Source organism: Streptomyces deserti, from assembly GCF_054782695.1.
Window position 1 is genome coordinate 80,951 of sequence record NZ_BAAGRZ010000009.1, and the last position, 26,370, is coordinate 107,320.

The window sequence follows — 26,370 nt, forward strand, 5'->3', positions numbered from 1 at the left end:
CTACGCGGGCCAGTCCTCGGGGAGTGTGCCGCTGCTGTTTGCCGACAGAACTCCGTGTTGCGGCGTGATGGTACGCCAGAGACCCTCTGCATCATGCGGCGTGAGGAAGTACGAGCACGTCGGCACACTGTCCAGTGGCATGCGATCCCACTCCGGCCCTGGTCTTCCGGCCCGGGGCTCGGCGCTTGTCACCCCTGGTCAGCGTGGGGGGTTGGACGGGATGGCATCGGAGGTGACGCGATCGGCCTTGGCTGCGTCGGCGAGGGCGGCGGCAGCGGCTTGCGCGGCCTGAGCCGTGTCGTTGGCGGCCTGGGCGGCCATGTCGTCCGAGGGCTTCTCGCGGGTGGCCGGCGACTGCGGCAGCACCTCACTGAAGGCGCGGGACACGCCCTGGAGCGCAGAGGTCATTTCGCTCGGGATCACCCAGAACGTGCTGCCCGAGCCTTGCGCGAGTTGGGGCAGCATCTGGAGGTACTGGTAGGCGAGCAGCTTGGGATCGGGGTCGTTGCGGTGCACGGCCTGGAACACCTCGTCGATGGCCCGGGACTGGCCCTCGGCCTGGAGGATCGCAGCGGTACGGTTACCCTCCGCGCGCAGGACAGCGGCCTGCTTGTCGCCCTCGGCGGTGAGGATCTGCGACTGGCGTTGCCCCTCGGCGGTGAGAATCGCGGCCCGCTTGTCCCGCTCGGCACGCATCTGCTTCTGCATCGCATCCTTGATGGACTGCGGAGGGTCGATGGCCTTGATCTCCACCCGGTTGACCCGCAGCCCCCACTTGCCGGTCGCCTCGTCCAGCACGCCGCGGAGCTGGCTGTTGATGGTATCCCGGGAGGTGAGGGTCTTTTCCAGGTCCATGGATCCCACGACGTTGCGCAAGGTGGTGACGGTGAGCTGCTCGACCGCCTGAAGGAAATTCGCGATCTCGTAGAACGCCGCTCGCGGGTCGGTGACCTGGAAGTACAGGACGGTGTCGATCTCGACGACCAGATTGTCCTCGGTGATGACCGGCTGCGGTTTGAAGGAGACGACCTGTTCCCGCAGGTCGATCAGCGGGTGAACGCGGTCAATGTAAGGGATGACAAGGTTGAGGCCGGGATTCAGGGTCCGGTGGTAGCGGCCGAGTCGCTCGACATTACGCGCGCGTGCCTGGGGAACGATACGGACCGCCCGCACCACGGTGAAAACCGCGATCAGCGCGACGATCAGGCCGGCGATGAGGAAAGCCGAGGTTTCCATGGTTTCAGTCCCTGGGGTAGACGATCGCGGTGGCGCCCTTGATCTCTATGACGTCGACGGTCTTTCCAGGAGGAATCACCAGCGTCTCGTCGTAGGCGCGAGCCGTCCACTCCTCACCGTCGATGCGGACCCTGCCGCCCAGGCCCGTCACCTCCGAGACGACTTGGGCGGCCCTGCCGACCAGTGCGTCTACACCGAATCGCTCCACCTGGGGCTGGAGCACATGGCGCAAGGCAATGGGGCGCACGAACAGCACGGTGACCGTGGCGACGATGGTGAACACCAAGAACTGGAAAGGCAGCGGCAGCCCGATCGCGGCGGACCCCGCCGTGACCAACGCCGCCGCACTCAGCATTCCGAGCGCAGCAGTAAGGGTGAAGATCTCCGCCACAGCCAACACGGCTGCGATGATCAACCAGATCAGCCATACATCCATTGCGTGCCTCTTCTCACCGCGGTGCGGATGCGGAAGGGCTTGACTCTGACCATTGGACCCCGATACGGGACAGTCGCGGTACCCCTGCGATAAGGAAACATTCGTACGGGGAAGATCACTCATTTCGCGCAGACAGTCGGTTTCGCAGCAGAGCGCGAAGAAGGCCGACGGCTACTAGTACGTATCCGGCTCCGCCGGATCGTCTGCGCACTCCATCCGTAGGAGCTGGGTCAGCAGGTCGGCACGCCGCAGCACCGGCTCGACCACGTCACACATGGCGCACACACCCGCCCCCGCAGAATGCATGCTCCCGATGACCCCCGCCCCGTGCAGCCGCGAGCACACAGGGAAGTCGTCGGCCCCGTGATGACGTACAGCCATCCCCAGTGCCTCCTCGCAGAACCTGGTGAGCGGGGATCTGGCCCACCAGGGCGGGCTTGCGGTGTCGGGCGCTCGACGGCTGAGGGCTGGCCGGGCCTGGTTCACCTGGCGCCCACGAGTGGAGACAGCCAGGTTCCCATGGGGACTGCCGCCCCGGCCCCCGGGACGACCCGCATCACCGCTCGTCACAGAGGAACGGGCCCGTGCTCACCAAGGCGCAAGGTGTGCACGGGCCCGTTCAGGAGCCGGGCCGCCGGGGGGACGGTCAGACGGTGGTCTTCGCCGACTCCTGGTCTTCGTCGTCCTCGGTGATCTCACCGGCGTCACGGGCCCGGACGAACTCCAGGAAGGAGTTGAGCTCGCGCTTGACGACCGGAGCGAGGAGGTACAGGCCGATGATGTTGATGACGGCCAGCATGAACAGCACCGCGTCGGCCATGTCGATCAGGGTCTGGAGCGTCAGGAGCGAGCCGGTGATCGCGAACAGCGTGTACACGACCTTGTAGGTCAGCTCGCTGGTCCTGCTGCGGCCGAAGAGGTACGACCACGCCTTGAGGCCGTAGTAGCCCCACGTCAGCACCGTGGAGAGGGCGAACAGCAGCACCGCGACGGTGAGGATGTACGGGAACCAGGGCAGGACCGTCTCGAAGGCGTCGGAGGTGATCGTGACGCCGCCGATGGAGTCGGGGTCCTTGCGGGCCTCACCCCAGCTGGCCGGGTTGGCGATGACGATGGTCAGGGCGGTCATCGTGCAGATGACGACGGTGTCGATGAACGGCTCCAGCAGGGCGACCAGGCCCTCGCTCGCGGGGTGCTTGGTCTTGACGGCGGAGTGGGCGATCGGGGCGGAGCCCAGACCGGCCTCGTTGGAGAACGCGGCCCGCTTGAAGCCGATGATCAGCGCACCGAGTATACCACCGGCGACACCCTCCGGGTTGAAGGCGCCCTCGATGATCGTGACGAACGCGTCCGGGACGGCGGTGACATTGACCAGGATGACGACCAGGCAGGCCGCGATGTAGATGCCGGCCATGGCGGGCACGAGCCTGCTGGTGACGTTGGCGATGGAACGGATGCCGCCGAGCAGCACGATGCCGACGAACGCGGCGACCAGGATGCCGAAGAACAGGGCTCCGGCGGAGGAGCCCAGCAGGCCGTCCTCGCCGCCGGTGACCGAGACCAGCTGCGCGTACGACTGGTTGACCTGGAAGAGGTTGCCGCCGAAGAGCCCGAAGAACAGGACCATGAAGGAGGCGAGGACCGCGAGGACCTTGCCGAGCTTCCTGCCGTTCGTGCCGAACCGGTCGGCCAGGCCCTTGGGCAGGTAGTGCATAGGGCCGCCGGACACGGTGCCGTCGGCGTGCACCTCGCGGTACTTCACGCCCAGCGTGACCTCGACGAACTTGGTGGCCATGCCGAGCAGGCCGCACAGGATCATCCAGAACGTGGCGCCGGGGCCGCCGATGGAGACGGCGACGGCCACACCGGCGATGTTGCCGAGGCCGACCGTGCCGGAGACGGCGGCGGTCAGCGCCTGGAAGTGGTTGACCTCGCCGGCCGACCCCTTCTCGTCGTACTTCCCCCTCACCACATCGACCGCGAGTCTGAACTTGCGGACCTGCACGAATCCGAACCAGCCGGTGAAGACCAGACCGGCTACGACGAGCCAGGCGACGATCAGCGGCAGCTCCGCTCCGCCGACGGAAACGGAGTAGAAGACGACCTCCATGAGCCACGTGGCTATGGGCTCGAAGAATCCGCTGACGGCTTCGTCGACGGACTGGGTGACGGAGTCGAGTGACACGGTGGCTACCTCGATGGCGCAGGACCGGAACACGGGTGAGTGTTGCCGGTTGATGTGCGGTTGGTGGGAGTGGACGCCGACGGCTGAACGCCGGCCCTGGGAAACGCGGTCCACGGACGCGGACCGTGATCGCCCCGAGCATGTTGCCGGTGCATGCCGACCACTCCGCAGTGCGGCGAGGAGTAGTACCACCTGCGGAGTTGCGTTGTTCTACCACGGCCTTTGCCAGATCATTAGTGACGCAGATCACATAACCATCGGTGACCATGGAAAGTGCCAGCGAGCGAGATCAAGCCGTTATTCGGAGACCGGGATACGTTCATCGGACACATGTCTGAGCCGATGCCAAGGCCCCCGGACCGCTGCCCTCACTGAAACCACGCGTGGGTGGAGAGCTCCGGGCGTACGCCGCGCTGGGTGCGGGCGAGGACGACGGCGCTGGACAGCAGCCCGACGTGGCTGAGTGCCTGGGGGAAGTTGCCGAGGAAGGAGCGGTCTGCGGGGTCGATCTGTTCGGCGAACAGGCCGAGCGGGCTGGCGTAGGAGCACAGCTTCTCGAACAGCTCCGAGGCTTCGTCGACGCGGCCCTGGCCCGCGAGGTTGTCCACGAGCCAGAAGCTGCACAGCAGGAAGGCGCCCTCGGGCTCCTGGAGGCCGTCGGGCGAGTCCTGCGGCAGGTAGCGGAACAGCAGGCCGTCGCCCGCGCCGAGGCGTTCGGTGATCGCCTGGGTGGTGGCGACCATGTGGGGGTGGTCGGCGGGGAGGACGCGTCTGAGGGGCAGGGCGAGCAGGGAGGCGTCCAGGCCGCCTCGTGCGCCGAGGTGTTCTGTGAAGGAGTGCGTGTGCTCGTCCCAGGCGTCGTGGATGATCCGTCCGGCGAGGCGGCGGGCCTCCACGGCCCACGTGGTGGCGTTGCCCGGAAGATTCAGGCGGGTGGCGAGTCGTGCGGCACGGTCGAGCGCCACCTGGCACATCGCTGCCGAGTACGTGAACGGGCGCCCGTGGGTGCGTACTTCCCAGATGCCGTGATCCGGTGTCCTCCAGGCAGTGCGGGCTTGTTCGGCCAGGCCGGCCAGTCGGTGCCACAGGCCGGTGCTCACGGGTCGGCCGGTGGCCGCCCACTGGAAGGCGCAGTCGAGGAGTTCGCCGTAGACGTCGTGCTGGAGCTGTTCCGCTGCGGCGTTTCCCCACCGTACGGGTGCGGAGCGGCGGTAGCCCTCCAGTTCTTCGTCGATCACTTCCGGCGGCGGTGGCCGGCCGTCCACGTCGTACAGCACGCGCAGTCGCCCCTCCCGCCAGGCGGCGGTCAGCGCCCAGTGGAGGAAGCCTCCGGCTTCGTCGGGGAGGCCGATGCGGCGCAGGGCGAAGACGGTATATGCAGCGTCGCGGATCCAGGCGTAGCGGTAGTCCCAGTTCCGGTCGCCTCCGATGCGTTCGGGCAGGGACGACGTCGGGGCGGCGACGATGGCGCCGTTCTCGACGTAGTCCAGAAGCTTCAGGGTGATGGCCGAGCGGCTCACCAGGTCCGCCCGGGGAGTGTCGCGAACCACCAGTGCTGACCAACGGCGCCACGCTCGTACGGTGTCGTCGACGTACGGGGAGACCGATCGTCCCCAGTCGGCGCCCCGTCGTTCACCCCAGCGCAGCCGGAACCAGAGGTCCTCGCCCTGGCTCAGGGGCAGGGTGCACCGGGGGCCGGGCAGTGGCCGGGAGGCGGTCAGGTGCAGCTTCAGGGCTTGCTGGGGGCACGTCAGTTGCCAGCCCGCGGCCTGACGCTCGGCGTGGGTTTCACCGCGCGGCCGTACCGCGACTCCCAGATCGACAGAGCCCTGTGTGACGCGCGCGTGCCGGACCAGCTCTCCTGTGCCGACGGGGGCGTCCACCTCCAACCGCGCACCTGGTTGCAGGAGGAACACATCGGTGATCTCGACGACTCCGGTGTCCGTACGCAGTTCTGTCACGAGGACGCCGGTGTCCTCGACGTAGTGCTGGCGGCTCAGCCGCAGTCCCTCCGGTGCCAGCAGGAAGGAACCGCCGCGGTGCCGGTCGAGCAGTGAGCAGAACAGGGGCGGAGCGTCGAACCGGGGGACGCACATGAAGCTGATGGCGCCGTCGCGGCCCACCAGGGCGCACCCCCGGCCGTCGCCGATCAGGCCGTGGTCCTCGATGGGCAGATACCCCTCATGCGGCGCCGACGACCACTCGTTCATGCGTGACCCTGTACCCACCGGGGGCGGACCGGATCACTCGGAGGGTTGCAGCGGGCGGGCCGGCCAGTCCAGGAGACGGGCGCCGAGCTGGGCGGTCTGCAGGATGTAGCGCTGGTCGGGATCGGTGGGGTCGTGGCCGGTGAGTTGCCGGATGCGCCCGAGCCGGTAGGTGACGGTGCGCACGCTCACCCCGAGTCGGCGGGCCGTGGTGGTGTTCAGGCAGCCGCTGGCGAAGAACGCGGTCAGGGTTTCCAGGAGTGTCCTGGGCCCGCCGCGTGCGCCTTCGAGGCCGCCCAGGACAGTGGCCACCAGGTCGGTGATGGCGGCGCGGTCCCTGCCGAGGACCTGGAACACCAGCAGGTCCGAGGCGTGCACGCACGAGGCGGTCAGGCCGAGCTGGGTGGCGAGGTCGAGGGTGCTGCGTGCCTCCTGGTAGGAACGGACGATGCCGCTGGGGCCCGGCCGGGGGCGGCTGACGGCGATCCCGCACCGCTCGTCGACGGCATGGCGCACCGCGCCGGCGAAGAAGTCCGTGACATCCGGTACCGCGCCGGGCGATACACACACGAGCAAGCTGTCCTTGGTGGTGATCAGCACGTCCTGGGTGCTGAACCGGGCCGTCAGCGCCTCTTCGACATACCGCGTGGTGTCGTCCCCCGCGCCGAAGGGCTTGCTCGCCCGGGCGACGGCGACACTGTGCGGCCCGACCAGTCGCAGCCCGAATCGTTCGGCGCGCTCGGCAAGGCGGCCCAGGCCGGTGCGGCCGTCGAGGAGGTCGTCGACGAACTCCCGCCGCATCGCCTCTTCGCCTCGGATGGCCGCGCGGTGGGCGGTTTCGTAGCCCTCGGTCAGTGCCACGGTCGCCTCGCCGATCGCCCTGATCAGAGCGGAACCGACCTCTCTGAGATCATCGGGCTCCAGGGACTGGCCGGCCCCCGACAGGTCTGTCCAGACCCGGCAGACCGAGGCCAGATACTCGGCGACCAGAAACCGCAGAGCCGTTCCACGGCCGGCCGCTGCGGCGGCGAGCTGCCGAAGCCCTTCAAGGTCCTCAACAGGCAGTCGCCGCTTGTCGAGACAGGTGCCGGCGAGCTGTGTCAGGTGGCGTTCCATGTCCGACGGCGGGGGTTTGCTCTCCCCCACGGTCGCGGCATGCGGTGCGCCGACTCCGGCAGTCGGCGCCACCGGAACCGGATCTTGGGAACGTCTTCCCGTCACCATGCCCCCATTTTGCCGAAGGACGGCAAAATGCGCGGGGTCGAGACGGCCGTGTCTGTGCCGGCTCGGCAGGCGTCCCGCTGATGCGCACGGGTAATCCCTGAGTAAAACGCCCTGTGGAGAACCATGCGAACAGGGGGTACCGAGCTGTGCCCCGAAGCCGCCTCACGTCGTCCGCCCGGAGGGTCATCCAGATCCTTCTGGTGACGTTGGGCTGCCTGCTCGCTGCCCCCGCGGTGAGTGCGGCGCAGTCGCCGACCGTGCTCGCCATGCGGATCGACGGCACCATCACCCCGGTCGTCGCCGACCACCTTCAGGAAGGACTGCGCGCCGCAGAGCGGGACGGGCACGAGGCGCTCCTGATCGAGACGGACACCCCGGGCGGGCTGCTCCAGTCGACCCGGGAGATCGTCAAGGACGTCCTCGCCTCCGACGTCCCGGTCATCGTGTACGTCACCCCCTCCGGAGCGCGGGCGGCTTCCGCAGGCGCTTACATCGCGCTGTCCGCGCACGTCGCCGCCATGGCGCCCGGCACGCACATCGGGGCCGGGACGCCGGTGACCGGGCAGGGCGAGGAGGCGAGCGAGAAGGTCGTCAACGACGCTGTCGCCTTCGCGGTCTCGATCGCCGAGCAGCGGGGGCGCAGCACGGACTTCGCCCGGGACATGGTCCGCGACGGCAGGGCCGTGTCCGACCGGGAGGCTGTGCGGATCGACGTCGTCGATCTTGTGGCGCCGTCCCGCGAGGCCCTGCTCACCGAGCTGGACGGCCGAAGTGTCACGGTCGGCCCGCAGGACGCGCAGCGCGACATCGTTCTGCACACGGCAGGGGCCCAGGTCGTGGACCACGAGCTCGGGTTCTTCGGGGAGCTGCGGCAGTGGCTGGCGAGCCCGGAGCTGGCGTATCTCTTCTTGTCGATCGGCACGCTGGCCGTCCTCTACGAACTGGCCAGCCCCGGCATGGGCTTCGCCGGCGCCATCGGCGTCGTCCTGCTCGTCCTCGGATTCGTCGCGCTGAGCGTGCTGCCCTTCAACGTCGGGGGACTGCTGCTCCTCGCCCTGGCCGCCGCTCTGTTCGTCGCGGAAGTGCTCACTCCAGGGGTCGGGATCTTCGCCGCCGGCGGAACCGTGTCCCTGCTGTTCGCCGGAGTGCTGCTGTTCCGCGGTGAGCTCGGCGTGGATCCCGCCGTGCTGTGGCCGACCGCCCTGGTGGTCGGAGGCGGCTCGCTGCTCGCCGGGCGGCTGGCCTGGCGCGCCCGGAAGGCACCGGCGACCACCGGGCACCAGGCGTTCGTGGGCCACGAGGCGGTCGTACGACGCGTCGAGGGCGGCACCGGTCAGGTGCTGCTGGAAGGGGCCTGGTGGACCGTCCGCGGGCGCGATGCCCCGGTCACCGAAGGGCAGCAGGTCCGCGTGGTCGACCACGACGGCCTGGAACTGATCGTCGAGCCCGCCGAGCCCGCAGAGGGCCGGGGGACCGAACAGGAGGACGGATCATGAGCTCAGCAGTGGTCGGCATGGTCATCGGCGCAGTCGTGGTGCTCCTGCTCCTGATGGCGGCCATCAAGATCGTTCCCGAGTATGAGCGCGGGGTGATCTTCCGCCTGGGCCGGATCATCGGAGCCAAGGGACCGGGCCTGTTCGTCATCATCCCCGTGGTCGACCGCATGGTCCGCGTCTCGCTGCGCACCATCACCATGGACATCCCGCCCCAGGACGTCATCACCAAGGACAACGTCACCGTGCGGGTCAACGCCGTCACCTACTTCAACGTCGTCGACCCCAACCGCTCCGTCGTGGCCATCGAGGACCACATCAAGGGAACCTCGCAGATCGCCCAGACGACGCTGCGCAGCATCCTCGGTCAGGTCGACCTGGACGAGCTGCTGATCAACCGGGACGAGATCAACCAGCGGCTGCAACGGATCATCGACGACGTCACCAACCCATGGGGAGTCAAGGTCACCCTGGTCGAGGTCAAGGACGTCGAGCTGCCCGAGGCCATGCGGCGCGCCATGGCCCGCCAGGCCGAGGCCGAGCGCGACCGGCGCGCCAAGGTCATCCACGCCAAGGGCGAGTTCGAGGCCGCCCAGACCCTCGCGGACGCCGCGCAACGGCTGGAGGGCCACCCCGCGGCCATGCACCTGCGCATCCTGTCGACCATGGCCGAGGTTTCCAGCGAGCGGAACTCCACCCTCATCTTCCCGCTCCCGATGGAGGTGCTGCGCCTCGTCGACATGCTCCGGCCTCCCGAAGCCGCGCAGAGCGGCCCCCGCACCGCGTAGACGAGACCCCGCCGGGGCCACCAGGGACTCAGGTGATCGGTATGAACCCCTCGATGGACGACCGGCGCATCCTCGCCGAGATGGAGCGACGCCTGGCCCGGGACGATCCCGAGCTGGTCGCGCTGATGGATGCGCTGAACCTCCAGTTCCCCGATGGCGATGAGCACACCGAGAGCCGGAGCGACGACGGGGGACCACACGACTGGCGCTGGAAGGCCATGGTGGTGTTCGCCCTAGTGCTGGTGGTGGGCCTGATCCTCACGGCGGTCTTCAGCAGATCGCCCTCGACCGATGGCAACCACGGACCGCCGAACGGCCGCGCGCCGGTCGTGTCCGTCCAAGGCAGGGGCTCCCGGCTCGGGCGAGCACCGCGCCGACGACCGGCCACCAGGCATGAGCGACCATCCACCGACCTGTGGGCAGCCCGTTCCTTGCCACGGCCGCTCCCGACTGCACTGTCCTGGAGGTCGCGGAACTGATGGCCCGCACCCGCAGTCCCGTTCGAAGTACCCAGAGGCCGCACCAGGTCATCGAAAGGTCGGCTACATGCCCGGACGCAACCGCAGGAACCGCACTTTCCTCGGCCGTCTCCCGCTGCCGGAGCGGACGTTCGTGGCGGACGCCCTGCGCACCGAGACGGTCGGCGGCATGGTGCTGCTCGCTGCGGCCGCCGTGGCCCTGGTGTGGGCCAACACACCGTTGAGCAGCGCGTACGAGTCCATACGGGACTTCCACTTCGGCATCGGGACACTGGGCCTGGATCTCTCCGTGGCCCACTGGACGGCCGACGGACTGCTGGCCATCTTCTTCTTCGTCGCCGGTGCGGAACTCAAGCGTGAGCTGGTGGTCGGCGAGCTGCGTCACCCGGGAACTGCGGTGCTGCCCGTGATCGCGGCGGCCTGCGGCATGGCCGTACCGGCCCTGGTCTATGGGCTTGTCGCCACGAGCATGGGCGGAACGTGGAACGGCTGGGCCGTCCCCATGGCCACCGACATCGCCTTTGCCCTGGGCGTGCTCGCGGTGATCGGCACCCATCTGCCCTCGGCGCTGCGCGCCTTCCTGCTGACGCTCGCGGTGGTCGACGACCTGGGGGCCGTCGTCGTCATCGCCCTCGTCTACACCTCGACCATCCACCTTCCCGCGCTCATCGGCGCCGTACTCGGGCTCGGGTTGTTCTTCCACCTGCACGACCGACGGCGTGTGCACGGCTGGTACTGGTATCTGCCGCTCGCCCTGGTGATCTGGGGCCTGACGTACGCGAGCGGGATCCATGCCACCGTGGCCGGAGTCGCCATGGGACTGCTGCTGCGGGTGGCGAAGGACGGTGAGGAAGGCCGGCGTCCGGCCGAGCACATCGCGCACCTGATCCGCCCGGTCTCCGCCGGAGTGGCCGTCCCCCTGTTCGCGCTGTTCTCGGCCGGCGTCAGTGTCTCCGGCGACACGCTCGGGGATGTGGTCAGCAAACCCGAGCCGCTGGGCGTGGCACTCGGCCTGGCCGCCGGCAAGGTCCTGGGCGTCTTCGGCGGCTGCTACCTCGCCGTCCGCTTCACCAGGGCCAAACTCAACCAGGACCTCGCCTGGGCCGACGTGCTCGCGGTGGCCATGCTGGCCGGCATCGGCTTCACCGTCTCCCTGCTGATCGGCGAACTCGCCTATCCGAATCCCGCAGACCTCGAGCACATCAAGGCCGCCGTCCTCCTCGGCTCCCTGGCCTCCGCACTCGTGGCATGCGTGCTGCTCAGACTGCGGAACAACAAGTACCGGCGCCTGTACGAGGAGGAGAACCGCGACGAGAACGCCGACGGCATCCCCGACATCTACCAACAGGCCGACTCGACCTCACCGCGGCGCACCACAGACCCGCGGGCTCAACATCCGGACCGACACGGTCACAGCGGCGGCAGATCCGCCGACCCATGAACACTCGACGGGTGATCCGCCCGCACCCGGAAACGCCACACAAGGTGTCGGCTTCGGCGGAGGAACACCTGCCTCGGTCCGCAGGAGATGGCGATGAAAAGCTCGGTACGAATGGGACGCGTACTCGGGGTGCCGCTGCGCATCCACTGGACCGTACCCCTGCTCGTGATGCTCTTCGGATACAGCCTGGGCAGTCAGACCCTCCCGGCCAGGATTCCGGACCAGCCAGGCGCCACCTACACGATCGCCGGCCTGGCCGGGGCCCTGCTCCTCCTTGTGAGCCTGCTGGCACACGAGGCCGCCCACGCGGTGACGGCCCGCAGGAAGGGCATCCAGGTCCAGAGCATCACGCTCTGGGCCCTGGGCGGAATGACCCAGATGGGCAAGCCGCGTACGGCTGGCGCGGCCTTTCTGGTCGCCGTGAGCGGGCCGTTCGCCAGTCTGGTCGTCGGTGCGGTGGCGCTCGGGGCGGGCATCGGGCTGGACACGTCGTCCGGCTGGGCCGTGCCCGCAGCCGTCCTGCTCTGGCTCGGTTGGGTGAACCTGGTCGTCGCTGTTTTCAACCTGCTGCCGGCCGCTCCGCTCGATGGGGGACGGGTGGTGCAGGCACTGACCTGGTGGCGTACAGGAGACCAGGACCGCGCCGAGCGCGCGGCCGCACGCGCAGGCCAGGTCCTCGGCATCCTGCTGATCGGCGTCGGGTGGATCGCCGTGCTGCGCGGAGCCCTGAGCGGACTGTGGCTGGCGGTCATCGGCTTCTTCGTCATGGTCATCGCCAGCGCGGAACACAGGAGCGCCAGGCTCGCCCCCGCCCTGCGCGGACTGCGGGCGGCCGATGCCATGTCGAGTCCCGTGGAGACCTGCCAGGACTGGCTGACCGTACAACGCTGCGTCGATGACGTGGCCGTGCGGACCCACCACTCCACCCTCGCCCTGATCGACTTCGAGGGACGCCCCAGCGGCCTGCTCCACCTCCCGCAGCTCGCCAAGGTCCCCGCCTCGCAGAGGGAGACCCTGCGCGTACGGGACGTGGCGATCCCATGGGCGCGGTGCACCACCTGTGCCCCGGACGACCTGCTGGTGGAGGTGCTCGAAAAGCTCACGCCGGAACGCGGCCTGCCCATCGTCGTCACCGACGGGCAGCAGCCGGCCGGCATCATCACCGCGCACGACATCTCCCGGATCGTCCAGCGCCACACACTTCGCGGAACGGAGAGCCCGTAAAGACCGAGCCCGTAAAGACCGAGCCCGTAAAGACCGAGCCCGTAAAGACCGACGATCGTCCGTCACGTCAGGAACGGTTGCAGTATGAGCCAATGGCACTGCGCCGCTCGGCACTAGTTCGGATTTCGCCTCTCGATGGGTGCGATGTGGCTGCGAATACGGAAGCGGCCGACACCCGCGTCGTCGGCCGGTGACAGGGAAACTGCCACCGGACCGGCGAAGATGTATCCCTGTTCTGCGGCGTGACGGCGGATTTGGGCCTCGAGGTGCCCTGTCACCTGTGCGCTGCCGTCGGTCAATTGCCGGTGGGATTCGGGCGGAAGCTCGACGACGAAGGTGTTGGGTACCAAAGTGCGCCGACGGTCCAGGATCAAGGCGTGGTCGTCGCACTCGCGGCGGAGTATTCCCACCACCTCTGCGTTCTTTCTCGCGGGACGGATCAGCGACTCCAACAAGGAGTTGGACCATCGCTCCACAGCGTGTTCCAGGCCGGCGAGGAATCTCATCCTGCTCCCTTGCCCGGCGAAATGCGGGGCACACGCACCCGTACGGGTACCGATTCAGCTGGTCGCGACGGGCGCCGGCGCACAGGGGGGGCGGCCCTGACGGCCCTCCGTACGATGGCTGGATGGAGGCGCGATGTCCACGCAGATCCACCGCCTGACCATCACCGAGCTTGCCGGCTGTGACGACTGCGCGGTCCTGCGGGTCAGTGGCGAACTCGACCAGAGCTGCGAAGAGTTGTTCCTGCGCACGCTCGGCGCCCGAGTCGACGCCGGGCATCGGTATCTCGTGCTGGACGTGACGGCCCTCGTCTTCTGTGACTCACGGGGGCTCAACTGCCTGTTGGCCATCCGCTGGCTGCTGAGGCGTCGGAAGGGTGAGCTTGTTCTGGCTGGGGCGGGGCGTCGCTTGAGGGAGCTGCTGGTACAGACGGGCAGCGCTGAGTTGCTGCCCGTCCGGCCAACGGTCGGCCAGGCACTGCTGGACCTGCCTGCGGCGCATCGCCCCGTGTGGCCTCCCGAGTCGCACAGTGAGGGTGCCCGTGATCTCCGCGACCCTCCACAGCCACCGCCCTGATTGGCGATCACCGGCACGGGGCATGACGACGGGGCAGGACCGGCCGCGCAAGACATGCCGCGGCCCCGGCGAGCGGCCAGGCCGCAGATGCGCCGGGTGTCCCAGGAGGGGAAGTGATTCGCCATGCGTACGCATCGGCGTACCCATCGGCGTTCCGTACGAGTGGAGTACCTGCTGCCCGACGAGGACGCGTCGGCGGGTCGGGCACGGAGGCTGACGGCGAGGTTTCTCGCCCGGTCCCGGCACCGGATGGCGCGGGTCGATGCCGAGCACATCGATGACGCGTCGCTCATCGTGTCCGAGCTGGTCACCAACGCCACCCGGCATGGCCGCAGCGCCTGCCGCCTGCGCCTGCAGGTGTCCGACGAACGGGTGACCGTCGAGGTCTACGACGACAACCCGGACCAGCCCCAGGTGCGGCCGTTGACCGCCGAGGGCGAAGGCGGGCGGGGCCTGGCCATGGTGCGGTGTCTGGCACAACGGTTCGACGTGGCTCCGGTCAGCGGGGGCGGCAAGAGAGTGCGCGCGATCCTGGCCATCTGACGCCGCGCAGGCGTCGGACCAGGCGGTGGAGTCGAACGGGCCGGTGCCCGGCTGCGGTGTGCGGCGCGGCGGCATTCCCCGCCGGTTCGCGGGTAACCGCCCTGGAACGCAGGGAAGCCGCAGACTGGAGGACCGTATGGCCCGCACAGCCGCACGTCCGCGTGCCGTGGCACGCCTGCGTACTGCCAAGTCCGACGGATCCGGCAAGTCCAAGCGCGGGTCGGGACCGGCCCGGCGCGCGCGACGCCCCCTGCCCTTGCCCGTTCGCCTGATGGTGATGCTGTGCGCCTTCGCGTTCATGGTGGCGTTCGCCGTCGTACTGGCCCGCCTGACCCTGGAGCCCTCGCCTGCCTCGGAGTCGCTGACCCACACCAACATGCGTCCGGGGCGCTCGCTGCGGGCCTACCTGGACCAGCCCGAACTGCGGGATGCCGTCAAGCAGATCGGCGGCAACCTCCTGCTGGGCATGCCCTTCGGCCTTCTGGTGCCGCTGCTCGCCCCGCGCACGCGTGGCATCCTTCAGGTGATCCTTCTGACCGCGACTGTGATGCTGCTGGTGGAGTTCGCACAGGGCGCGCTGGTCACCGGGCGGGCCTTCGACGTCGACGACGTCATCCTGAACACGACCGGCGCCCTGGTGGGCTACCTTCTGCTGGGGCGGCGGCTGAGCCGTGCGGTGCACAGCTGATGCGAACGCTGCGCCGCTCCGCCCACGTCGATGAGGCGGGCGTGTTCGGCGACGTGGGCGTGGTGTGGCACAGCAGCAGGCAGACGTCGTCGTCGCGTTCGGAGTCGTACAGCACAGGCTTGAGCAACGACTCGGCCGCCACGTCGAGATCATGCTCCAGCTCCGTCGTGCTCAGCGTGGCCAGGGTCCGCGCAAGACGGTCTATCCCGGGGTCGATGCCCATGGCCCGGCGCTCGACCAGGCCGTCGGTGTACAGGGCGAGTGTCGAGCCGGGCGGCAGGTGCAGGGTGTGGTCCTGGTATGCGTACGGCAGCGGGACGCCCAGCATGATTCCCGGTTTGGCGTCCAGGACGCGGACTGTGCCGTCGGGTGCCCGCAGCACGCCGGGCGGGTGCCCGGCGGCCGCCCAGACGACGGTGGGATCGCCGGGCTGGAAGCGGGCGATGATCGCGGTTGCGTACAGGTCGGGTTGCTGGTGGCGGAGCAGCTCGTGCAGGCGGGTGAGGATCTGGCCGGGGCTGTCGCCCTCGACGGCGTAGGCGCGCAGCGCCGTACGGAGCTGTCCCATCACAATGGCGGCGCGCAGGCCGTGCCCGGTGACGTCACCTATGACGGCGAGCAGGCTGCCGTCGGGCTGGGGGAAGGCGTCGTACCAGTCGCCGCCGATGTTGAGTCCGCGGGTGGCGGGCAGGTAGCGGGCGGCCAGGAGCAGGCCCTCGGTGGTGGGCAGGTCGGTGAGCTGGGCGCGCTGCAGGGCTTCGGCGATGGTGCGGTGCTGTTCGTAGCGGCGGGCGTTGTCGAGGGCGATGCCGGTGCGGCGGGCGAGTTCGACCAGCATGACGGAGGTGTCGGGGGCGAATCGGGGGCCGGGAGCGGCCAGCGTGAGTACGCCCAGGGTGTGGCGGGCCGTGAGGGGGATGGACAGCAGTGCCTGTCCGGGAGCCAGGGCGGAGGGTGGCAGGTCGTCGACGCCCGGCAGCCCGCCGGGGTGGGCGGCGGCGTGCTGGGGACGGCCACTGCGCGCGGCGGCGACCGCGGAGGCCGGGCGCCGACCGTTGCGGGGGGTCGCCGCCTCGTCGTCGAAGAGCCAGACGTCGACGTGGCGCGCGTACTCGGGGACGAGGAGGTCGGGCAGCCGGCGCAGGATGTCCTCGTGGTCCAGGGAGGCGGTCAGGGCGGCGCTGGCGTCGGCCAGGAAGGTCAGCAGGCGCCGCGCGTTCTCCGCGTCGGCCCGGGCGGCCCGTTCGGCGTCGAGGAGTTCACGCTGGACAGCCGCTGCGGCCTCCAGCTCGGCGTGGAGTGCCACAACGCCCTGGTTCGTCTGGTGCAGCTCCTCACGGTGGAAGCTGACCAGTTCACTCCTTTCCTCCAGCCTGTCCAGCACTGCTGCGGTGTCCTCGTCCGCCGCCAGGAGGGCCTCGGGGAGTGCTGTCTCGTGCAGGCCGGCCGGGCCGGGGCCGCAGCGGGGGCGCACGGGCTCGGGACAGGCGAGGGTGAGGTGCCACGGCGCCTCGTCATGTGGAGGGCTGGCTGGGCGCACGGCGACCTTCAGGTGCCCGTGCGTATGGGGGCCGGTGGCTTGGGGCGTGCTGAGGAGCAGTTCCCATGTGCCACCTCGGTCGAGGCACTGCCGCAGGTGTGCGGTGAGGGCGGTCAGGAAGCGTGCGCGCTCGAGCAGGGGCGCCTCGGCGTCCTCCGCGAGGCGGGCCAGGACGGTACGGGCGCGGGCCGCGTCGGCAGGCGAGCCGATCGTCCGGACTTCGGGGGTGGCGGTCATGGGCTCAGGTCCGGTTGTCGAGGGCCAGTACGGCCACGCTGGTGTCGTCGCGTACGGGACGGGCGTCGCTGCCGGCGTCCCTGAGGATGGCCGCTGCCACGACCGCGGGGTCGTGGGCGAGGAGCAGGGCGTCGTGCGGTGGCGTCCAGCGGCTGGGCAGTCCGTCGCTGTGCAGGACGAGCACGCTGTCTCGCCGCCACGGTGCCGACTGGACCGGGACGGTCGCCGGGAAGGCGGCGCCGACGATACCGGGATGGGAGACGAGGGGTTTCCAGGTGCCGGCGGTGTGCAGCCGGGCGCCGACGTTGCCGACACCGGCGAAGCAGAGATGCTCCGTGTCCGAGTCCAGCTGGGCCACCGCGACGGCGGCTCCCCGGGTGGGGCGCAGGGCCGTGTGCAGGCGCCGCAGGATCTCGGCGGGCGGCAGATGGGCTGCCCGGCGCAGTTCTTCGACCGCGGCGGTGGAGGCGTGTGCGGCCTTGGCGCCGTGTCCGAGCCCGTCGGCGAGCATCAGGGTCAGCCGCGTGCCGGAACGCACCCGGCTCCAGGCGTCACCGGAGTCGTTCGCCCCGAACAGGGGAACGTTGATTCCACCTGTTCGGGGGCGCGACGGGAACTGGTCCGGCGGCGCCTGCCGGGAGGCGGGCTCGTGGTTGATGCGGGCTATCGCGACCGTTCCGCGTCCGGGCGCACTGTGCAGGTCGAAGTCGTTGGATATGCGCAGGCAGGTTCCCAGGCCCGCGCCCAGCGAGGAGGCGGCGGTGCTGCAGCCGTCACGCAGGGCCGACGCCACGTCGGTGATGCCCGGGCCATGGTCGAGCGAGAGAAGCTGGACCGAGGACCTGCGGGTGACGCTGGCGGCATGCGTGCGCTCGACGAGGTTGATCACGATACGGCCGCCGCCGGCGTGCTTGAGGAGGTTGGTGGCCAGCTCGGTGGCCACCAGCGCGGCAATCGCGGTGCGGTCGGGATCGAGCCCGGCGTGAGCGGAGGCCGACTCGGCCGCCACCAGGACATCCCGTACCCGGGTCGGGTCGTGGACCGGGATGTCCCACACCCGGCTCATCCGACCTCCGCCCGGGGAGCGGGCATCGCGGAAACCCAGGCGACCACGGTGACCGTGGTGCCCTGACCGGGGCGGCTGTCGACGGCGAACTCATGGACCAGCCGTTTGGCCCCGCTCAGACCCAGGCCGAGCCCGCCCCCGGTGGTGTACCCGTCGGTCATCGCCTGTTCGATGTCCCGGATACCGGGGCCGGCATCGATGAACGACAGTTGCAGCCCACGGGTCTGCCGGTTGCTCAGGGGGGTCATGCGCATATGCCCACCACCGCCGTGGACGAGGGTGTTGCGGGCCAGTTCGCTGGCCGCGGTGATCAGCTTGGTCTGCTGGACCAGGCCGAATCCGAGCTCGGCCGCGGCCTGGCGTACTCGCTGCCGTACCCAGGCCAGGTCCGCGTCCGAGCCGATGGGCAGGGTCGTCGCGGCGGCGTCGCGGGAGGCCTGCGTCACGTAACCTCCTCCGCGCCTACGCATGGGGTGGCCGACGTGGAGTCGGTGAGCAGTTCCATCGCGCGTTCGACGTCCAGCGCGGTGAGCAGCCCGGGCAGGGTGAGCCCCAGCTCGACCAGCGTGATGGCCACGGCCGGCCGCATACCGGCCAGCACGGTCCGGGCGGCCAGCAGCCGGGCGCTGGAGGCGATCTCGGCCAGGATCCGTCCCAGAAAGGAGTCGACGATGTCCACACCGGAGATGTCGATCACCACGCCGGTCACTGTGCTGCCGGCGATGCGGTGGGTGATGTCCTGCTGAAGCCGCTCGGCCATCCCGTCGTGCAACTCGCCCTGCAGGGTGACCAGCAGGGTGTCGCCCAGGGACAGGACCGGCACATGGGCTGCGGGGCCGGAGGGTGGGCCGTTCATTTCAGGCTCGCGCGGGCAGCCGGGCGCGGGGAGACCACGATGCCCTGCTGCCCCAGTGCGTAAGCCAGGGCATCGGCCAGACCGGCGCGCGTGAGCACGGTTCCGAGGTCGATGCCGAGGTGGACGATGGTCTGCGCGATCGCGGGCCGGATGCCGGAGACGATGCACTCCGCGCCCATCAGCCGGGCCGCGGCCACGGTCTTCATCAGATGCTGGGCGACCAGGGAGTCCACTGTGGGGACGCCGGTGATGTCGAGGATGGCGTACCGGGCCCGCTGGGCGACGATCGCGTCCAGCAGGCTCTCCATGACCACCTGGCTGCGGGCGCTGTCCAGCGTGCCGATCAGCGGCACGGCGACCACGCCGTCCCACAGGTTGATCACCGGGGTGGCCACTTCCATCAACTGCTGACGCTGCCGTTCGATCAGTTCCTCGCCCTCACTGAGGGCCGTCTCCATCACCACCAGGCGCAGGCTGCCCATCAGCACGGCCAGGGCCAGCAGGCACTGCTGGACGTCCGCGCCGGACGGATCCGCGAACTCACGGCGCAGCAGCTCCGCCGCAGGGTCACGCAGGGCGGCGACCTCGTCGGCGATCTGGGCCGGGGTGGACCCCCTGCGGCCCCGGGCAACCGCCATCCGCCCGAGCTGCTCACGCACCGTCTGGAAACCGGGTGCGGTGATGTCCTCCAGCCGACCGGAAGCGGCGACCGCGGCCAGAGCGTCCACGACGGCTTTGCCCGCCTCCACCGCCTCGTCCCGGGATACGGTGAACACACTCCGGAACAGCGTGGCATCGGCCCACCGCTGCGCGATCTGCTCCCGGCGCCTCTCGAGGAAGTCGCCCACCTGCCGCGCCGCCGAGTCCGAGGCCACTACCTGTTCCGACACCCGCATGCTCTCCTCTGGACAGGGCCGCATGGCGACCGTACGGCAGGCGATCATTCCGATTATTGCCGCATGACAAACATTAGCGTCTGGGGTGTGGCGCAAACAACACGCGATGGTCAGATCCTGGGCGGACCCGCATGGCGGCCGCAGCGGTCACCGTCCGCGCCAGTCCAGGCACACCACGAGGGCATCGTCATCCGGGACGGCCCTGCCGCGGTGGCCGGTCAGCTCCCGCAGGATCGCCCGCGGGACCTCAGCCGCCGGAAGGAGCCGGGTGGACATGATCGCCCGCGCCAGGGCGGCGTCCCCATACGCCTCACCCTTCGGAGAGGCGACGGCGTAGACCCCGTCGCTGACGAAAAGAAGCCGGTCTCCGGGCTCGACGTGGAACTCCTGCGCGACGTAGTCGGTCTCCTCGAACATGCCCAGGGGCAGCTGGGCCTCGAACGTCACGCGCTCCACCGTCCCGTCCCTCAGGCGCAGCAACTGCGGGGAGCCGGCGTCCACCACCCGGGCCCGCCCGGTGGCCAGATCGAAGTCGAACATGAGCACCGACAGGTGACAGCGCCCCCGGTAGTGGGCGTAGACCGCCTGGTCGGCCAGGGCCGCCTGGTCGGCGATGGGGATGCCGGCCCGGCGCGCGTTGCGCAGGGCGTTGAGGGCCAGGTTCGTCAGCAGGGATGCCTCGGTGCCCTCGCCCATGCCGTTGGTGACGTACAGCGTCAGCCGGTCGGCCGTCGCGGACCAGTCGAAATTGTCGCCGAAGATCGCGTACGCGGGCTCCAGCTGAGCGCCCAGCTCGTACTCCGGACGCGAGCAGGAACGGCCCGGAAGCAGTTGCCACTGCATCTCCGCGGCCAGGGTCAGCCGGTCCCTGCGCCGCGCCTGCAGGTACAGGTCCGTGTCCCGCTCGGCCACGATCACCTCGTGGCCGAGCACTTCGGCGATCTCCGCCAGCTCCGTCAGGCAGCCGTGTACGTGCTCCCCGCCCGGCAGGGTCACCGACAGGACGCCGAGCCGGTCTCCGCGCACGGTGACCGGCAGGTGCACGCGCACCTGTCCGCCGGACAGCTCTTCGACGAACGGCTCCTGTGCGCCGAAGGCGCGGCCGGCCGGGCTGTTGTGCACCGACACCGGCTCCAGGGTGTGCGGCAGCACGGACACCGGCTGCAGCACTGTCAGGCCGTAGTCGGCCATGAAGAGCTCGACGGACTCCGCCGCGTACTGCTCCTTGAGTACGCGACGGACAGCGTCGAGCAACTCGTGCGGTGCCGCTGTACGCAAAGCACGTTCAGCGGCCACAAATCTGTTCACGATGGTAAACACCAATCCTTTGCCGGGCGCTCGCAGACCTTGTAGACGCGACGAAGGGCACGATCTGGCTGCGCCGGTCGACCCATCCATCCCTTGCCGGCCCGCGCGCCTAGTACGCTGACGGCCATCCCTGTGCCTGCGAGAGTGTGACTGTGACTTCCTTCCGCCCCCGCCCCGAGCCAGACGAAGTCGCGCGCGTGACCTCCACGGCCGCGGAGCTGCTGGAAGTCCTGTGGGGCCGTGCCTCCACCGCTCCCGCCTCCGCGTCCCAGCTGCGCGTGCTGTTCATCCTCGAACACCACCAGGGCATCAACCTGCGTACTCTCGCCGACCGCCTCGCCTCCACTCCGCCGTCGACCAGCCGGCTGTGCGACCGACTGCAGGCGGCCGGCTTCGTCGAGCGTGTGGTCAGCCCGGCCGACAGGCGTGAGGTGCGCTTGTACCTCAGCGGTCGAGGCCACGCCTTCCTTGCCGATCTGCGCGCGCGCAGGGAGAGAGAACTCCAGGTGGTCCTCGACCAGATGCCCGCCGCCGAGCGGGCCGCGCTGCTGCGGGGGCTGGAGGCGTTCTGCGACACGGCGGCGGCACGGATACACGACGACGCCCAGGCGTCCGGTAGCAGCCAGACCGCCTGAGCGGTCTGCCGCGGCGCCGGGCTCGCCGCCACCGTTCGATGCCGGTGATCGGCGAACGGAGAAGCCTCCGCCCACCGGAACATTCCAGCTCCCTCCCCGTGCACGTCCGACAGCGCTACTTCGGTGCCTCGCGGCTATAGTTGTCGAACGGCAACTGTCTGCTCGGTTTCTGTCTTCCCACCCGGTTACCCCCCGTTGTCGCGACATGCGCAGACTGTGGGTCATGTCTCGGAGAAGACCGAGCGCGATCGGTTCTTGTTGCGGGGACGCGGCGCCCGTGACCTGGGAGTTGACTTTTCACCCGGGCCGGGGAGCCACCCGAGCCGGGGAGCCTGAGGGTCGTCTGTCGGCCTCGGCCGCTCCAGCAGCCGTACACAGGTGGGCGCGGGGGCACCGCAGCCGGCGCCCCCGCGTGTGATGGCGGACTGTGTTCAGGCCGTGGCGTAAACCCGCTCCGTGAATTCGGCGATCTGCTCGTCGCTGAGGTGCCGGGCGATGTCGGCCTCGCTGATCATGCCGACCAGCTTCTTGTTCTCGATCACCGGGAGCCGCTTGATCCGGTGCCGCTCCATCGTGTCGAGCACCTCCCTGACGTCGGCGTTGACGTCGATCCACTGCGGGGTGCCCTGACACAGCTCCGCGCACTGCGTCTCGGCGGGGTTGCGCCCGTCGGCGACGCACTTCACCACGATGTCGCGGTCGGTGACGATGCCGCACATCCTGCCGTCGTCCTCGCAGACAGGAAGTGCGCCGACCTGCAGTCGCTTCATCAGCTCGGCGGCGCGAGTGAGTGTTTCCGTCTTGTTGATGCACTCGACGCCTCGGTGCATGATCTGCCCGGCAACCGGCATGAGTCCTCCTGATGGGACGGGTTTTTTGGACCCCCCTTTGGGCCTCGTAGGGCGCTTCCACGCTATTCCTGCGCACTCCGCGGCCCTGTGTCCTGCTACGCCGGTTGGGTGAGGGGCTTTTGCGGCAGACGTCGGGCCGGATCGCAGGGCGGTCCGGACTACAGGGCACTCCAGTCCAGCGTGGTGCGCGCCAGCCCGGCCACGTCGTCCAGCAGGGCCAGCCGGGCCGCGCGGATCGCGGGCTCGGGGTCCATCACCAGCACCTCGTCGAAGAAGGTGTTGATCGCGGCGACCAGCGGGGCGGAGGCCTCGATCAGCGCGGCGAGGTCGTCCTCGCGGCCGTGCAGGGCCCGGCGGACGGCTTCGGCGCTCTCGGCGAGGCGCAGCTCGGCGGGTGCGGTCAGCAGGGACCGGTCCACCTCCTCGGCTCCGCCGTCCGGGGCGTCCGGGCCCTGCGAGGGGAGGATGCGCACCACCCTCTGGAGCGCGGCGGTGAGCGCCTCGAACGCCTCGGTGCCGACGTGGCGCTCCAGCGTGGCCAGGGTGCGGTCGCCGTGGGCGGGGCGGTCGCCCCACACCAGGACGGCCTGGACGAGGCGGTGCTCGTGCCCCGCGTCCGTGAGCTGTATCTCGTAGCGACGGGTGATCAGCTCGGCGGCCTCCGTGAGCCGCTCGGCGGGTACCTCGACGCCCTGGGCGGCATAGCGTTCGGCCGCCGCGCGCAGCCCGTCGCCCACCCGGATCCCGGCCGTCGCGGGCACGCTCCGCAGGACGTTGAGCAGACCGATGGCGGCCCGGCGCACGCCGTACGGATCGGAGCTGCCGGTCGGTACGGCGCCGATCAGGAACATGCCCGTCACCAGGTCGAACCGGTCGGCGAGCGACAGCACGGCGCCCGCGTCACTGGTGGGCAGGGCACCGCCGGCGGAGCGCGGCAGCTCCATCTCGGCCAGGGCGCGAGCGACCTCGGCGGACTCGCCGCCGTGGCGGGCGTACTCCTCGGCCATCACTCCGGCCAGGCCGGAGAACTCGACCACCATCTGCGACGCCAGGTCGAACTTCGCCAGCCGGCCGGCGCGGCGCACCACGGCGAGCGCGTCCTCCGAGAGCCCGGCACGTCCGGCCAGGTCGAGGGCGAGGGCGGCGATGCGGTCGGCGCGGTCGGCGACCGTGCCGAGCCGGTCCTCGAAGGTCAGCTTGTCCAGGCGGCGGCGGAACTCCTCGGGCGACACCTTCAGATCGGCGCGCCAGAAGAAGGCGGCGTCCTCGTAACGGGCCCGCAGCACCGCCTCGTTGCCCGACCGCACCACGTCGTCGTCGCAGGTGCCGTTGGCGAAGGTGACGAAGTTCGGCGTGAGACGGCCGCTGCCGTCCAGCACCGGCAGATAGCGCTGGTGCTTGCGCATCACGGTGGTCAGAACGCTCGCGGGCAGCTCGAGGTAGCGCTCGTCGAAGGACCCCCGGACCGGGTGCGGGTACTCCACGATGTCGGTGATCTCGTCGATCAGCCCTGCCTCGCCGGCCACGTCGATGTACCCGCCGACCTCGGCCGCCGACTCCTGGGCACCGCGCACCACCGCGGCACGCCGCCCCTCCCGGTCCAACAGGATGCCGTGCATGCGGAGGAAGTGGGCGTAGCCCTCGGCGGACGTCACCTGGACGACCGGGTCGGGGGCGGTGCGGTGGACCTGCGTGGTGCTGCCCGACGCGAGCGCGGAGACGGCGACGGGCAGCGGGGTGCGGCCGAGCAGGGCGAGCAGCCAGCGTACGGGCCGGGAGAACGACAGCGCCGGGTCGTTCCACCGCATGTTGCGGGCGGAGCGCAGCCCGGACACGACCTCGGCCAGCAGCTCGCTGAGCACCCCCACCGCCGTGCGGCCCGGTTCGTCACGGGTGACCGCGACGTAGTCGACCCCGCCGACGTCGAGGATTTGCACGTCCGCCGGGTCGACACCGTGGCCGCGGGCGAAACCCAGCAGCGCGGGCGTGGGGGCGCCGTCGCGGTAGGCGGCGGCGGCCTTCGGGCCGCGCACGGTCCGGGCGGTGTCCGGCTCGCGCGGCTCCACACCCTCGACCGTGACCACGATGCGGCGCGGCGTGGCCATCGCGGTGACCGGGCCGTGCCGCAGCCGGGTGGCGGCCAGCTTGGCCGTGATCGCCTCGCGCACCGCGTCGGCGGCGGCGCGGACATCGGCGTACGGCAGTTCCTCCACGCCGATCTCGAACAGCAGCGTCTCGGTGCCGGACACCGTGGGCAGGGTGGCCCGCACGGCCGGTGCCGGGGCGGCCGCCACCCCCAGCGGATGCTCCTGGGCGGCGCGGCGCCGCGCCCACAGCTTGGCCGACTCGTGGGTGAGGCCGCGCATCAGGGAGAACGCCTTGGCGCGCTCCGTGGTGCTGATCGCGCCGCGCGCGTCGAGCACGTTGAAGGTGTGGCTGCACTTGAGCACGTACGTGTAGGCCGGTACGGGCAGTTCCAGGTCCAGCATGCGCCGGGCCTCGGCCGCGTACGCCTCGAAGAGCCCGTGGTTGGTGTCGACGTCGGCGTCGTCGAGGTAGTAGCGGCTCATCTCGTACTCGTTCTGCCCGAACACCTCGCCGTAGGTGATGCCCGGCGCGTAGACGATGTCCTTGAAGTGGGACACGCCCTGGAGGTTCATCAGGATGCGTTCGAGGCCGTAGGTGATCTCCACCGACACCGGGGACAGGGTGACCCCGCCGACCTGCTGGAAGTAGGTGAACTGGGTGATTTCCATGCCGTCCAGCCACACCTCCCAGCCCAGGCCCCAGGCGCCGAGCGCGGGGGAGGCCCAGTTGTCCTCCACGAAGCGCACGTCGTGCGCGCCCAGGTCGATGCCGAGCGCCTGGAGACTGCCCAGGTACAGCTCCTGCGGGTTGCCCGGGTCGGGCTTGAGGATCACCTGGAACTGGGTGTGGGTCTGCAGCCGGTTCGGGTTCTCGCCGTAGCGCGAGTCGTCCGGCCGTACGCTCGGCTCCACGTAGGCCACGCTCCACGGCTCGGGACCGAGCACCCGGAGCGCCGTGGACGGGTTGGCGGTACCGGCCCCCACCTCCGTGTTCAACGGCTGCGTGATCATGCAGCCGTTGTCGCTCCAGTACTTCTGCAGGACGAGGATGGCGTCCTGCATGGTCAACGCCGCATGGCCGTTCTTCATGGTGATCGAATCGCCTGTTTCCCGAGTCGGTTCGGCAGGGAGGCCGCGTGTCCGGGCGTGGACCGCGACCCCTGAGGGGTGGTCATGATGTCACAGCGCCAACCACCCCTGAGCTGCTGCTCTTTGGCCATCGCCGCAGCGAGCCGATCGGGATCGGTCCCCCGGCGCGGCGGGGTGCCGGACCACGACGACGGCCGCGGCGAACTGCTGGCCGCGGCGCCCGGCGAGAACACGTCCGACGGGGTGGTCTGGGTCCTGCCCGCGGCCACCACCGGGGTCGTGACCGACGGCTCCTGGTCGTACGGCGGCGGCTCGCTCGGCGCGCCGGGCACCGACGCGCGGTTCGGCGCGGCGACCGACGAGTGCGCCCAGGTCAGGGAGCCAGGCGCGGGGCGTCGACGCCGCCGATGCCCCGGCCCAGGTCCTCGAGAAGCCGGCTGATGCGCTCCTCGTCACGGCGGTAGTGGGTCCACTTGCCGACCCGGGTGGAGCGCACCAGGCCCGCACGTTCGAGCGTGGCCATGTACGCGGAGACGGTGGACTGCGCGAGGCCGGTCTTGGCCTGGATGTGGCTCACACACACGCCCACGGCACGCGGGTCGGTGACGGCCGGGTCGACGGGGAAGTGCTCCTCGGGCTCCCGCAGCCACTGGAGCACCTGGAGCCGCACAGGGTTGGCGAGCGCCTTGAGGGGGTCGAGCAACGTTGTGAGGTCGTCGGTCGCAGGCCTGTCCTGTGTCGTCATGGGCTGGCCTTCCGGGACGTACGCATGGCCGGTTCT

At 70.0% G+C, this 26,370-nt stretch carries 24 protein-coding genes and 1 pseudogene; 10 read left to right on the forward strand and 15 right to left on the reverse strand.

The features are described from left to right. Positions 1–198: 198 nt before the first annotated feature. The 5 genes from ACYVMZ_RS17895 to ACYVMZ_RS17915 all read right to left on the reverse strand — a co-directional run bounded on the left by ACYVMZ_RS17895 (position 199) and on the right by ACYVMZ_RS17915 (position 7,210). Positions 199–1,236 carry an SPFH domain-containing protein gene (locus ACYVMZ_RS17895; protein WP_461080679.1) on the reverse strand — a complete coding sequence of 346 codons (1,038 nt, stop codon included), beginning with the start codon at positions 1,234–1,236 and terminating at the stop codon, positions 199–201. A 4-nt stretch (positions 1,237–1,240) separates the two neighbouring features. Beyond that, a complete protein-coding gene (locus ACYVMZ_RS17900) occupies positions 1,241–1,672 on the reverse strand; it encodes an NfeD family protein (RefSeq protein ID WP_461080681.1) in 432 nt (143 codons plus the stop codon). Positions 1,673–2,318: 646 nt separating this feature from the next. Then, the gene (locus tag ACYVMZ_RS17905; protein WP_461080683.1) at positions 2,319–3,857 is read right to left on the reverse strand and encodes an alanine/glycine:cation symporter family protein; all 1,539 of its coding nucleotides are present in this window, start codon (positions 3,855–3,857) and stop codon (positions 2,319–2,321) included. Between the two features lie 368 nt (positions 3,858–4,225). Beyond that, positions 4,226–6,067 (reverse strand): glycoside hydrolase family 15 protein, encoded by a 1,842-nt coding sequence (locus ACYVMZ_RS17910; protein WP_461080685.1) that lies wholly within the window; start codon positions 6,065–6,067, stop codon positions 4,226–4,228. A 33-nt stretch (positions 6,068–6,100) separates the two neighbouring features. Next, positions 6,101–7,210, reverse strand: a complete 1,110-nt coding sequence (locus ACYVMZ_RS17915) for a PucR family transcriptional regulator (protein ID WP_461080687.1) — start codon at positions 7,208–7,210, stop codon at positions 6,101–6,103. A gap of 224 nt (positions 7,211–7,434) precedes the next feature. Between ACYVMZ_RS17915 and ACYVMZ_RS17920 the strand changes: the two genes are divergently transcribed. The 5 genes from ACYVMZ_RS17920 (at position 7,435) to ACYVMZ_RS17940 (ending at position 12,713) form a co-directional block, all read left to right on the forward strand. Then, entirely contained in the window at positions 7,435–8,784 is a 1,350-nt protein-coding gene (locus ACYVMZ_RS17920) for an NfeD family protein (RefSeq protein ID WP_461080689.1), read from the forward strand. Continuing rightward, a complete protein-coding gene (locus tag ACYVMZ_RS17925; RefSeq protein WP_461080691.1) occupies positions 8,781–9,569 on the forward strand; it encodes a slipin family protein in 789 nt (262 codons plus the stop codon). Before ACYVMZ_RS17920 ends, ACYVMZ_RS17925 begins: the two co-directional genes overlap by 4 nt. A 53-nt stretch (positions 9,570–9,622) precedes the next feature. Further along, on the forward strand, positions 9,623–10,048 hold the full coding sequence (locus tag ACYVMZ_RS17930) for a DUF3040 domain-containing protein (protein WP_461080693.1): 426 nt from the start codon (positions 9,623–9,625) through the stop codon (positions 10,046–10,048). 67 nt (positions 10,049–10,115) lie between these two features. Then, a complete protein-coding gene (nhaA, locus tag ACYVMZ_RS17935) occupies positions 10,116–11,489 on the forward strand; it encodes a Na+/H+ antiporter NhaA (RefSeq protein ID WP_461080695.1) in 1,374 nt (457 codons plus the stop codon). A 93-nt stretch (positions 11,490–11,582) separates the two neighbouring features. Continuing rightward, positions 11,583–12,713, forward strand: a complete 1,131-nt coding sequence (locus ACYVMZ_RS17940; RefSeq protein ID WP_461080697.1) for a site-2 protease family protein — start codon at positions 11,583–11,585, stop codon at positions 12,711–12,713. Positions 12,714–12,826: 113 nt separating this feature from the next. On the opposite strand, the gene ACYVMZ_RS17945 is transcribed toward ACYVMZ_RS17940, so the two are convergent. Beyond that, positions 12,827–13,219: a DUF3662 domain-containing protein gene (locus ACYVMZ_RS17945; RefSeq protein ID WP_461080699.1), complete on the reverse strand. Its 393-nt coding sequence runs from the start codon at positions 13,217–13,219 to the stop codon at positions 12,827–12,829. A 133-nt stretch (positions 13,220–13,352) separates the two neighbouring features. Between ACYVMZ_RS17945 and ACYVMZ_RS17950 the strand changes: the two genes are divergently transcribed. The 3 genes from ACYVMZ_RS17950 (at position 13,353) to ACYVMZ_RS17960 (ending at position 15,024) form a co-directional block, all read left to right on the forward strand. Next, a complete protein-coding gene (locus tag ACYVMZ_RS17950; protein WP_461080701.1) occupies positions 13,353–13,793 on the forward strand; it encodes an STAS domain-containing protein in 441 nt (146 codons plus the stop codon). A 123-nt stretch (positions 13,794–13,916) separates the two neighbouring features. Continuing rightward, on the forward strand, positions 13,917–14,336 hold the full coding sequence (locus tag ACYVMZ_RS17955; protein WP_461080703.1) for an ATP-binding protein: 420 nt from the start codon (positions 13,917–13,919) through the stop codon (positions 14,334–14,336). Positions 14,337–14,472: 136 nt separating this feature from the next. After that, positions 14,473–15,024, forward strand: coding sequence for a VanZ family protein (locus ACYVMZ_RS17960; protein WP_461080705.1), 552 nt, complete (start codon positions 14,473–14,475; stop codon positions 15,022–15,024). Here ACYVMZ_RS17960 and ACYVMZ_RS17965 read toward each other — a convergent pair. The 6 genes from ACYVMZ_RS17965 to ACYVMZ_RS17990 all read right to left on the reverse strand — a co-directional run bounded on the left by ACYVMZ_RS17965 (position 14,948) and on the right by ACYVMZ_RS17990 (position 20,927). Beyond that, on the reverse strand, positions 14,948–16,801 hold the full coding sequence (locus ACYVMZ_RS17965) for a PP2C family protein-serine/threonine phosphatase (protein WP_461080707.1): 1,854 nt from the start codon (positions 16,799–16,801) through the stop codon (positions 14,948–14,950). The two genes, ACYVMZ_RS17960 and ACYVMZ_RS17965, sit on opposite strands and share 77 nt — an antisense overlap. A gap of 4 nt (positions 16,802–16,805) precedes the next feature. Then, positions 16,806–17,867 carry a SpoIIE family protein phosphatase gene (locus tag ACYVMZ_RS17970; RefSeq protein ID WP_461080709.1) on the reverse strand — a complete coding sequence of 354 codons (1,062 nt, stop codon included), beginning with the start codon at positions 17,865–17,867 and terminating at the stop codon, positions 16,806–16,808. Next, a complete protein-coding gene (locus ACYVMZ_RS17975) occupies positions 17,864–18,313 on the reverse strand; it encodes an ATP-binding protein (RefSeq protein ID WP_461080710.1) in 450 nt (149 codons plus the stop codon). The genes ACYVMZ_RS17970 and ACYVMZ_RS17975 overlap by 4 nt, the downstream gene beginning before the upstream one ends. Next, complete coding sequence (locus tag ACYVMZ_RS17980; RefSeq protein WP_461080712.1) at positions 18,310–18,723, reverse strand: STAS domain-containing protein; 414 nt, start codon at positions 18,721–18,723, stop codon at positions 18,310–18,312. Before ACYVMZ_RS17980 ends, ACYVMZ_RS17975 begins: the two co-directional genes overlap by 4 nt. After that, entirely contained in the window at positions 18,720–19,619 is a 900-nt protein-coding gene (locus ACYVMZ_RS17985; protein WP_461080714.1) for an STAS domain-containing protein, read from the reverse strand. Before ACYVMZ_RS17985 ends, ACYVMZ_RS17980 begins: the two co-directional genes overlap by 4 nt. Positions 19,620–19,766: 147 nt before the next feature. Further along, positions 19,767–20,927 (reverse strand): PP2C family protein-serine/threonine phosphatase, encoded by a 1,161-nt coding sequence (locus ACYVMZ_RS17990; RefSeq protein WP_461080716.1) that lies wholly within the window; start codon positions 20,925–20,927, stop codon positions 19,767–19,769. 197 nt (positions 20,928–21,124) lie between these two features. Between ACYVMZ_RS17990 and ACYVMZ_RS17995 the strand changes: the two genes are divergently transcribed. Continuing rightward, on the forward strand, positions 21,125–21,562 hold the full coding sequence (locus ACYVMZ_RS17995; protein WP_461080718.1) for a MarR family winged helix-turn-helix transcriptional regulator: 438 nt from the start codon (positions 21,125–21,127) through the stop codon (positions 21,560–21,562). A 431-nt stretch (positions 21,563–21,993) separates the two neighbouring features. Here the strand turns inward: ACYVMZ_RS17995 and ACYVMZ_RS18000 are convergent, their stop codons facing one another. Both ACYVMZ_RS18000 and ACYVMZ_RS18005 read right to left on the reverse strand, forming a co-directional pair. Then, positions 21,994–22,413: a CBS domain-containing protein gene (locus tag ACYVMZ_RS18000; RefSeq protein WP_461080720.1), complete on the reverse strand. Its 420-nt coding sequence runs from the start codon at positions 22,411–22,413 to the stop codon at positions 21,994–21,996. 158 nt (positions 22,414–22,571) lie between these two features. Next, positions 22,572–25,589, reverse strand: a complete 3,018-nt coding sequence (locus ACYVMZ_RS18005) for a glycine--tRNA ligase (protein WP_461080721.1) — start codon at positions 25,587–25,589, stop codon at positions 22,572–22,574. A gap of 189 nt (positions 25,590–25,778) precedes the next feature. Here ACYVMZ_RS18005 and ACYVMZ_RS18010 point away from each other — a divergent pair. Then, a pseudogene (locus ACYVMZ_RS18010) lies at positions 25,779–25,952 on the forward strand (esterase); the annotation flags it as partial. Positions 25,953–25,962: 10 nt separating this feature from the next. Here ACYVMZ_RS18010 and ACYVMZ_RS18015 read toward each other — a convergent pair. Next, entirely contained in the window at positions 25,963–26,334 is a 372-nt protein-coding gene (locus ACYVMZ_RS18015; RefSeq protein WP_461080723.1) for an ArsR/SmtB family transcription factor, read from the reverse strand. Positions 26,335–26,370: the final 36 nt, after the last annotated feature.

Bases quoted from the DNA above. Each gene is read 5' to 3' on its own strand.
- ACYVMZ_RS18000 (WP_461080720.1), bottom strand. From the start codon at position 22,413: ATGCCGGTTGCCGGGCAGATCATGCACCGAGGCGTCGAGTGCATCAAC.
- ACYVMZ_RS17945 (WP_461080699.1), bottom strand. From the start codon at position 13,219: ATGAGATTCCTCGCCGGCCTGGAACACGCTGTGGAGCGATGGTCCAAC.
- ACYVMZ_RS17965 (WP_461080707.1), bottom strand. From the start codon at position 16,801: ATGACCGCCACCCCCGAAGTCCGGACGATCGGCTCGCCTGCCGACGCG.
- ACYVMZ_RS17940 (WP_461080697.1), top strand. From the start codon at position 11,583: ATGAAAAGCTCGGTACGAATGGGACGCGTACTCGGGGTGCCGCTGCGC.
- nhaA (WP_461080695.1), top strand. From the start codon at position 10,116: ATGCCCGGACGCAACCGCAGGAACCGCACTTTCCTCGGCCGTCTCCCG.
- ACYVMZ_RS17895 (WP_461080679.1), bottom strand. From the start codon at position 1,236: ATGGAAACCTCGGCTTTCCTCATCGCCGGCCTGATCGTCGCGCTGATC.
- ACYVMZ_RS17925 (WP_461080691.1), top strand. From the start codon at position 8,781: ATGAGCTCAGCAGTGGTCGGCATGGTCATCGGCGCAGTCGTGGTGCTC.
- ACYVMZ_RS18015 (WP_461080723.1), bottom strand. From the start codon at position 26,334: ATGACGACACAGGACAGGCCTGCGACCGACGACCTCACAACGTTGCTC.
- ACYVMZ_RS17980 (WP_461080712.1), bottom strand. From the start codon at position 18,723: ATGAACGGCCCACCCTCCGGCCCCGCAGCCCATGTGCCGGTCCTGTCC.
- ACYVMZ_RS17970 (WP_461080709.1), bottom strand. From the start codon at position 17,867: ATGAGCCGGGTGTGGGACATCCCGGTCCACGACCCGACCCGGGTACGG.
- ACYVMZ_RS17960 (WP_461080705.1), top strand. From the start codon at position 14,473: ATGGCCCGCACAGCCGCACGTCCGCGTGCCGTGGCACGCCTGCGTACT.
- ACYVMZ_RS17985 (WP_461080714.1), bottom strand. From the start codon at position 19,619: ATGCGGGTGTCGGAACAGGTAGTGGCCTCGGACTCGGCGGCGCGGCAG.
- ACYVMZ_RS18005 (WP_461080721.1), bottom strand. From the start codon at position 25,589: ATGAAGAACGGCCATGCGGCGTTGACCATGCAGGACGCCATCCTCGTC.
- ACYVMZ_RS17910 (WP_461080685.1), bottom strand. From the start codon at position 6,067: ATGAACGAGTGGTCGTCGGCGCCGCATGAGGGGTATCTGCCCATCGAG.
- ACYVMZ_RS17955 (WP_461080703.1), top strand. From the start codon at position 13,917: ATGCGTACGCATCGGCGTACCCATCGGCGTTCCGTACGAGTGGAGTAC.
- ACYVMZ_RS17950 (WP_461080701.1), top strand. From the start codon at position 13,353: ATGTCCACGCAGATCCACCGCCTGACCATCACCGAGCTTGCCGGCTGT.
- ACYVMZ_RS17930 (WP_461080693.1), top strand. From the start codon at position 9,623: ATGGACGACCGGCGCATCCTCGCCGAGATGGAGCGACGCCTGGCCCGG.
- ACYVMZ_RS17900 (WP_461080681.1), bottom strand. From the start codon at position 1,672: ATGGATGTATGGCTGATCTGGTTGATCATCGCAGCCGTGTTGGCTGTG.